General features: G+C 64.5%; 8 protein-coding genes. 2 read left to right on the top strand and 6 right to left on the bottom strand.

The genetic code is table 11. From position 1 onward, the window contains the following. A partial coding sequence (locus tag VMR39_RS13310) for a GumC family protein (RefSeq protein WP_325416474.1) occupies window positions 1–1,913 on the top strand: 1,913 nt, incomplete at its 5' end. Between the two features lie 15 nt (window positions 1,914–1,928). On the opposite strand, the gene VMR39_RS13305 is transcribed toward VMR39_RS13310, so the two are convergent. The 6 genes from VMR39_RS13305 to VMR39_RS13280 form a co-directional block, all read right to left on the bottom strand. Then, window positions 1,929–2,099, bottom strand: coding sequence for a hypothetical protein (locus tag VMR39_RS13305; RefSeq protein WP_325416476.1), 171 nt, complete (start codon window positions 2,097–2,099; stop codon window positions 1,929–1,931). Further along, entirely contained in the window at window positions 2,096–2,482 is a 387-nt protein-coding gene (locus VMR39_RS13300; protein ID WP_325416473.1) for an SRPBCC family protein, read from the bottom strand. Before VMR39_RS13300 ends, VMR39_RS13305 begins: the two co-directional genes overlap by 4 nt. Window positions 2,483–2,502: 20 nt before the next feature. Then, window positions 2,503–3,909 (bottom strand): alpha,alpha-trehalose-phosphate synthase (UDP-forming), encoded by a 1,407-nt coding sequence (locus VMR39_RS13295; protein ID WP_325416472.1) that lies wholly within the window; start codon window positions 3,907–3,909, stop codon window positions 2,503–2,505. Then, on the bottom strand, window positions 3,906–5,675 hold the full coding sequence (locus tag VMR39_RS13290) for a glycoside hydrolase family 15 protein (RefSeq protein ID WP_325416475.1): 1,770 nt from the start codon (window positions 5,673–5,675) through the stop codon (window positions 3,906–3,908). Before VMR39_RS13290 ends, VMR39_RS13295 begins: the two co-directional genes overlap by 4 nt. A gap of 105 nt (window positions 5,676–5,780) precedes the next feature. Beyond that, entirely contained in the window at window positions 5,781–6,536 is a 756-nt protein-coding gene (otsB, locus tag VMR39_RS13285) for a trehalose-phosphatase (RefSeq protein ID WP_325416471.1), read from the bottom strand. Between the two features lie 61 nt (window positions 6,537–6,597). Further along, window positions 6,598–6,768 (bottom strand): hypothetical protein, encoded by a 171-nt coding sequence (locus VMR39_RS13280; RefSeq protein ID WP_325416470.1) that lies wholly within the window; start codon window positions 6,766–6,768, stop codon window positions 6,598–6,600. Between the two features lie 134 nt (window positions 6,769–6,902). Between VMR39_RS13280 and VMR39_RS13275 the strand changes: the two genes are divergently transcribed. Continuing rightward, window positions 6,903–7,549, top strand: a 647-nt coding sequence (locus VMR39_RS13275; RefSeq protein ID WP_325416469.1) for a LysR substrate-binding domain-containing protein, incomplete at its 3' end; no start/stop codon positions are given.

Raw genomic sequence — 7,549 nt, 5'->3', positions numbered from 1 at the left:
CGGGAACGCCGCGTCCCAACACCGACGACACCGAAACGGTGATGCAGACCGAACTGGAGGTTCTGCGCAGCCGAGCGCTGGCCGAGGAAGTGGCGCGCAGCCTGGCGCTGGTCGGTACGCCGACCTTCTTCGAGGGCATGGGGGTCCGTCGCCTCAAGGAAGGATCGGGCGGCCTTAGCCAGCGGCAGGTGGAGCAGGAGCAGGTCATCGCCCTGCTGCGCCAGAATTTGGAAGTCACCCTGCCGGGCAAGTCGCGCGTCATCCGCATCAGTTTTGTCAGTGCCGATCCGACGCTGTCGGCGCGGGTGGCCAATGGCTATGCCGACAGCCTGATCCGGTCGGACCTCAAGCGCGGCTTTGAATCGGGCGTGCAGGCGCGCCGTTTCCTGTTGGGAGAACTGGACAGTGCGCGCACGGATCTGTCGCGCGCCGAACGCGATCTGGCCGTCTATGCGGCGCGGGCGACCGTTGATCCCGCGCAGGGCGACACGGAAAAGGCAGGCGACCAGACCGCTGATAAGGCGAAGGCCAAGCCTGCCGAACCCAAATTCGCGCCGTCCGAAGGATCCATCGACACCCGCCTCGCGCAACTGAACGGCTATCGCGCGCAGGCGGTGTCGGACCGGATCGCCGCGCAGAAGCGTTGGGAAAGCGCTCGCCGGGCGAGCGCCGAGACTCTGCCCGAAGTGCTGAATAATGGCGCGATGCAGGCATTGATGGCGGAACGGGCCAAGCTGCGCGCTTCGCTGGTCGAGGAGCGGCAGTTCCGCAAGGACGCTCATCCCGAAATGCGCGAGGCGAGAGCCAAATTGGCGGCGCTGGACGATCAGGCGCAGGATATGGCGAACCGCATCCGGGCGTCGCTCAAGGAACAATATGACGTCGCCGTCCACGGCGAAAAGCAGATCGCGTCCGAAATTTCGGAACTGGAGCGCGACGCCCAGACCGCGCGCGGGCGCGATGTGCAGATGGGCATCTACGAACGCACAGTCGACACCTACCGGATGCTGCATGACAGCCTGCTTCAGCGCTATCGTGACATGGCGTCGCAGGCGGGCTTCCAGGCCGGGCGCATCCAGCCGCTCGACCGGGCGGCGGTGCCGTCGCGGCCCTTCTCGCCCAAGGTCGGCGAGACATTGCTGTTCGCCGCGCTGGGCGGTCTGGCGCTGGGTCTGTTGCTGGTCGGCGCGCGTCATGTGTTCGATGACGCGGTGACGTCCGCCGATACGCTGGCGGAACGGGTCGGGTTGCCGTTGCTGGGATCGGTGCCGGTAACGGGCGACAATCCTCAGCCGCGCGAAATCTTCACCCCGATCGCGCGGTCGCTGTTGCTGGCGTCGACCAGCGGTCTGCCGCGCTCCATCCTCATCACCAGTGCGCAGGAAGGGGAGGGCAAGTCTCTCACCCTCAACGCCCTGTCGCGCGCGCTCGCGAGCCTGGGCAAGAAGGTGCTGGTCATCGACGGCGATATGCGCCGTCCCGTTCAGCATGCGCTGTTCCGCGTCGCGCCGGCCAAGGGCATCAGCGAAGTGCTGACCGGCCAGGCCAAGGCGCCCGATGCGATCATCCCGACTGGCGTGGATGGCGTTTCGCTGCTGCCGTGCGGCGCGGTGCCGCCCAATCCGACCGAATTGCTGGCAACCCCGGCACTCGATGCGCTGCTGGCGGCGGTGCAGGACGACTATGATACGATCCTGATCGATGCGCCGCCGATCCTGGGGCTGGGTGATACGCCGCTGCTCTGCGCACGGGTACAGGCAAGCCTGATGGTGGTCGAATGGGGCCGCAACCATCATGGTGGCCTGCGCGTGTCGGTTGATCGGCTGCGCCGCGCTGGCGGCGTCATCATCGGCGCCATCCTGACCAAACAGCAGGGCCGCGCGCTGGAATATGACTATCACCGGGGCGGTTGAGCGAGGCTCGCCGCCCTAAAGAACATCTCCGAACATGAACCAGATCAGCGCGAGCCATGCGACCAGGCCGACCGCGCCCAGAATCACGCCGGACCGGGCGCGGATGGCGGGCCAGAGGCCGCGCGGTTCGTCTTCATCTTCGATCTGCATCCCCTCCCGCGTAGCGGCGGATGCGTCTGCGCTCAAGCGGGCGACTGGTTTTCCAGCAGCCTCTTGAGGGTCTGAAGATCCTGCATCACCAGCGCGGCATCGCGATCGAAGGCTTCATCGTCCATGTCTGGCTGCCGCAACAGGGTGAAGATCACCTCTGTACCGTCGCCATTCTCGATCATGCGCAGAGGGATGTAGATTTCGGGCCTGCCCGCAATCCGGACCCGATGGTCGAGGATGCCATGGCCGTTGGGCGGCGAAAATTCGACCACGGCCGGGCCATCGGCTGTGTCGGCGATCCAGCCCTCCTCGCTCTCGTGCAGGGACGACGCGAGGCCCGCCGCCCAGAGCCGGAAATTTTCCGGCCGATGCGCGAAGGCATAGGCCTGCTGCAAGGGGGTGGCGATGGATATGCCCATATGCCGGACCTCCCGCATCGTCAGCCGGCCGTTTCCTCGGTCACGGCCGGGGCATCGGCGCGGCCCACCGCCATCAGCCGGCCGGTGAAGCATTGGCGCCACCAGCTGATATCCTGACCTTCCACGCTGTTCATCATCGCGCGCCAGCGTCGCTTGCGCTCGTCCAGCGGCATGGCGAGCGCGCGGTTGATGGCGTCGGACATTTCCTCCGGGCTGTAGGGATTGATGAGCAGCGCGTCCTTGAGCTGCATCGCCGCCCCGGCGAAGCGGGAGAGGATGAGCACGCCGGGATCCTCCGGATCCTGCGCCGCGACATATTCCTTCGCGACCAGGTTCATCCCGTCGCGCAGCGGCGTGACAAGGCCGATCTTCGCCGCGCGATAGATGCCGGCCAGCTTGTCGCGAGGATAGCCCTGATTGACGTAGCGGATCGGGGTCCAGTCGACATCGCTATATTCGCCGTTCATCCGGCCTGCGATCGAATCCAGCGTCGCGCGAATCTGCTGGTAGCTCTCCACTTCTCCGCGCGATGGCGGCGCGATCTGGGTCAGCACCACCTTGCGATGCTGTTCGGGATGATCCTTCAGGAAGCGGCCATAGCCGTTAAACCGTTCCTCCAGCCCCTTGCTGTAATCCAGCCGGTCGACGCCGACGATCATCGTGCGATCCTGAAGCGAGGCACGGACCATTTCGCCCATGTCGTCGGCCGCCTTGCTGACGGCGGCGTCCCGGAACTCCTGCGCATTGATGCCGATCGGACAGGCGACGGCCTGAATGGTCCGATCGCCGACGGTCACATAGTCGCCGTCGACGGTGCCGCCCATTTCCTTCTCGACATAATGGCGGAAGGATTCGAGCCATTCCTCGGTGTGAAATCCCACCACATCATAGGCGAACAAAGTGCTGACCAGCTTCGTATGATGGGGCAGCGACACCAGCAGTCGGGTCGGCGGCCAAGGGATGTGGAGGAAGAAACCCATTCGGTTCTTGAGCCCCTTGTCGCGCAGCATCTGGCCCAGCGGGATCATGTGATAGTCATGAACCCAGATGACGTCTTCCGGCTCGATCAGCGGCGTGGCGGTGTCGGCGAAGCGCAGGTTGACGCGGTTGTAGCCACCCTCGAAATCGCGGGCATATTCGGCCAGGTCGATGCGGAAGTGAAACAGCGGCCAAAGTGTCTTGTTGGCATAGCCATTATAATATTCGTCGACATCCTGCTCTTCCAGGTCGATCGTCGCCGTCTTGACGCCATCATCCTCGGCAAAGCCGATATGTCCGGTAAAATTGTCGGTGACTTCGCCAGACCATCCGACCCATATGCCGCGGCTTTCCCGCAGCGCCTGTGACAGCGCGACCGCCAGCCCGCCCTGATTGCCGGTCTTGCTGGGGCGACTGACCCGGTTGGAAATGACAATCAGGCGGCTCATCGCATTGCGCTCCACGGTTTGCTCAGCAAGACGGCGCAGTTGATGATGCCGACCAACGAGTAGGTCTGGGGGTAGTTGCCCCATAATTCCCCGCTGACGGGGTCGATATCCTCGGACAGCAGACCGGCGGCCGTGCGGCGGGACAGCATTTCCTCGAACAGGGTGCGCGCCTCTTCCGTGCGGCCGGTGCGATGGAGCGCCTCGATCAGCCAGAAGGTGCAGACGTTGAAGGCGGTCACGGGCTCGCCGAAATCGTCGGGCGCGCTGTAGCGGAGCATGTCGTTGCCCCGGCGCAGGTCCGCCTCCAGCGCGGCGAGCGTGCCGATGAACATCGGATCGTCGGCGGTCAGGAAGCGCAGGTCCAGCAATTGCAGCAGCGACGCATCGCGCGCATCGTCCTCGAAATTGGCGGAGATCGCCTTGCTGTCTTTCCGCCACGCGGACTCGATGATCTTGTCCCGCATCGTGTCGGCGCGGTTCTGCCAGTGGATGGCGCGTACCGGCAGGTCGAGCGCCGTCGCGGCATGGGCCAGCCGATCGCACGCGGCCCAGCACATGACGGCGCTGTAACTGTGGACATGGGCTCGCGTGCGTAATTCCCACAGGCCTGCGTCGGGCTGGTCATAGACCTGCCAGGCGCGCTCGCCGACCGCCTCCAGCGCCTCGAAATCGGCATGACCCGCCATGCGCAGCAGGCGCTGGTCGATAAAGCCCTGCACCGACGACAGCACGATCTGGCCATAGGCGTCATGCTGTATCTGTTCATAAGCGGCGTTGCCGACACGCACCGGACCCATGCCGCGATAGCCGGGCAGGTTTTCCGCCTCCCATTCGGTCAGCGTCGCATTGCCGCGCACATCGTAAAGCGGTTGGATATGCCCGCCTTTTGCACCATCGACGATGTTGCGCAGATAGACGAGATAGGTTTCCAGCACGTCGAGCGCGCCGAGCCGGTTCAGCGCCTCGACCGTGTAATAGGCGTCGCGCACCCAGCAGTAGCGATAATCCCAGTTGCGCCCGCTGTCGGCATGTTCAGGGATGGAGGTAGTGAGCGCGGCGACGATCGCGCCGGTTTCCTCATGCTGGCAGAGCTTGAGCGTGATGGCGGAGCGGATGACGGCTTCCTGCCATTCGGGCGGAATGGCCAGACCGCGTACCCAGAGCTGCCATTCGTTGATGGTGTCGTCCAGCATCCGCTCGATCGCCGGGCGCAGGGCGTCCGAAAAGCCCTCGTCCGGCCCCATGAAGAAATGCATGTCCTGTTCCAGCCGGAACCAGCTTTCCTGTGAAATGAGGCCGATCGGCGCATTGGTCGACACGCGCATAGCCATGTAGGACAGCACGATACGGACGTGGTTGGACCCGTAGCTGATTGGCACCCGATCGCCATTCCAACTCGTCGTCGGACGGAACTTCACCCGGATGCGGGGGGATCCTGCCACCGGCCGCACGATGCGGATGAAGGCGACCGGGCGATACATGCGGCCCTTATGCTTGTGACGCGGGCAGAAATCGTAGGTTTCGATCGCATTGCCCTGTCCGTCGCTCTGGCGCGTGACCAATATGGGCGTGTTGCGGATATAATGCTGTTCGACCGCGACGCAGTTTTCCAGTTCGATCGCCCAGAAACCGCGCGCCTGGGGATCGTCCCAATCCTTGTGATCCAGCAGCGCGGAAAAGACCGGATCGCCATCGACGCGCGGAACACATCCCCACACCATGCGTCCGGCGCGGTCGATCAGCGCGGAAGCCTGGCAATTGCCGATGGGCCAGAGGTCGAGATTGCGCTCGTTCCCGGCGTGGATTGAAGGACTTGCGTCTTGGATTTTTCCGCCCCCTTTTGCTGCTCAGGATCAGAGGCGCCGAAAATCCTATCCGGCGACCCCCTGTGAAAGATAATGCCTGACGGCGGCAACCTGTTCCAATCGGAAGGCCGCAAAAGTGGCTCGGAGCGTCCCGACGAGAATGCCCGCGCCACCGAGTTCGGCGGCCACGGCAAAGCCTTCCTCGTCGGTTACATCGTCGCCGATGAAGACGGGCCTGCCACCGATCATGGGCGATTGCTGCATCAGCCGGCGCACGGCACTGCCCTTATCCGCGCCACCAGGGCGCAGCTCGAAAAGCATCTTGCCATGCTGGACGGCAAGGCCATGCCGTTCGGCCAGTTGAGTGGCGAGCGTGCCTGCTTCCTCGCCCCATGCCGGAGCGCCGCGGAAATGCAGTCCGACGCTGATCGACTTGCGCTCGACCAATAGTCCGGGTTTGTCGTCCGCAAATGCATGGAAGGCGGCTTCGACCGCGTCGATCGCGGCCAGCCGGGGTGGGGCGTCCACCGCCTCGTCGGGGCGAGCGAACTCCAGCCCATGGGTGCCGGACAGCAGGAAATCGCCGAAGCCGAGGTCGCGCAGGGTTGCGACCGATCGGCCGCTGACGATCGCCAGCCGCCCGCCCAGCACGTCGCGCAGTCCGGCAAGAGTGGCGAGCAGGCGCTCGTCCACATCCACCGCATCCGGTGTGTCGGCCAGCGGAGCCAATGTCCCGTCGAAATCGAGGAAAAGGGCAGCGCCCGCCAGCAATGTCACGGGCGGAGCGGGAAGATCGGGTGGGGAGAGAAGGGTGTCGGTCACGCCCTTAAGAGTGGCGTCTCCGGGCGAAACCGCAACCCCTCATCTCGCGATTGCAGCAATTTCAGGGCCGGCAGCGGCGATCGCGGCTCGGAGATTCGGTCCAGGGCGATGCCCACTGGACGCGGTGCAGTGCGCGGAATGCCTGCATGATTGCAGCGATCAACTGGTCGATGCCGCGATTGGCATGTTCGCGGCCGTCATTCCACAGCCGGTCATCATATTCGTCACGCATGATGCGATCCTTTCATTTATGAATCGGTGGTAAGGGAGCGGTGCGATGCTCGCGGATATCCAGATGCCGTTTTTCCCCGGCCGCCGCCAACAAAAGGCTGGACCGTTCAGATAAGCTGGCCTTATTGAATATTCATGTCCGCCCTGCCACCACTCTCCGCCATCCGCGTCTTCGAGGCTGCTGCACGGCTGGAGAATTTCACCGCCGCCGCGCGGGAGCTGGGCATGACCCAGGCGGCGGTCAGTTATCAGGTGAAGCTATTGGAGGAACGGCTGGGCCTCAGCCTCTTCCAGCGCGTCGGACGCAAGGTCGCACTGACCGACAAGGGACGGGAGATCGCGCCCGTCCTGACCCGCGCCTTCGATCTGATGCGCGACGGCTTTGCCGCGCTGACGCAGGATCATTCGGCGGTCCTGACGATCAGTTGCACCAACAGTTTCGCCCATCTCTGGCTCGCGCCAAGGATAGGGGCGTTCCAGATGCGCCATCCAAATCTTGCCGTGCGCATCCAGGCGGAGGACTCTGTCGTGGATCTTGCCCGCGATGGTGTCGATCTGGCAGTGCGCGGCGGCAAGGGCGACTGGCCGGGGCTGGAAGCGAAGCTGCTGACCCATAACCGGCTCGTGCCCATGTGCAGCCCCGGCTGGCTGGAGCGGAATGGGACGATTGCCGATGCACAGGCGCTCCACGCACGGCCGCGCCTGTCGCCCGACGACATGTGGTGGCATGAATGGTTCGCCGCCGTGGGAGTGGAGGCCGACCCGGCGGACGGCCCGCCCGG

It is taken from the genome of Sphingobium sp. (assembly GCF_035511395.1).
Taxonomy (GTDB): domain Bacteria; phylum Pseudomonadota; class Alphaproteobacteria; order Sphingomonadales; family Sphingomonadaceae; genus Sphingobium.
This window is presented reverse-complemented; position numbering and strand designations above follow the sequence as displayed.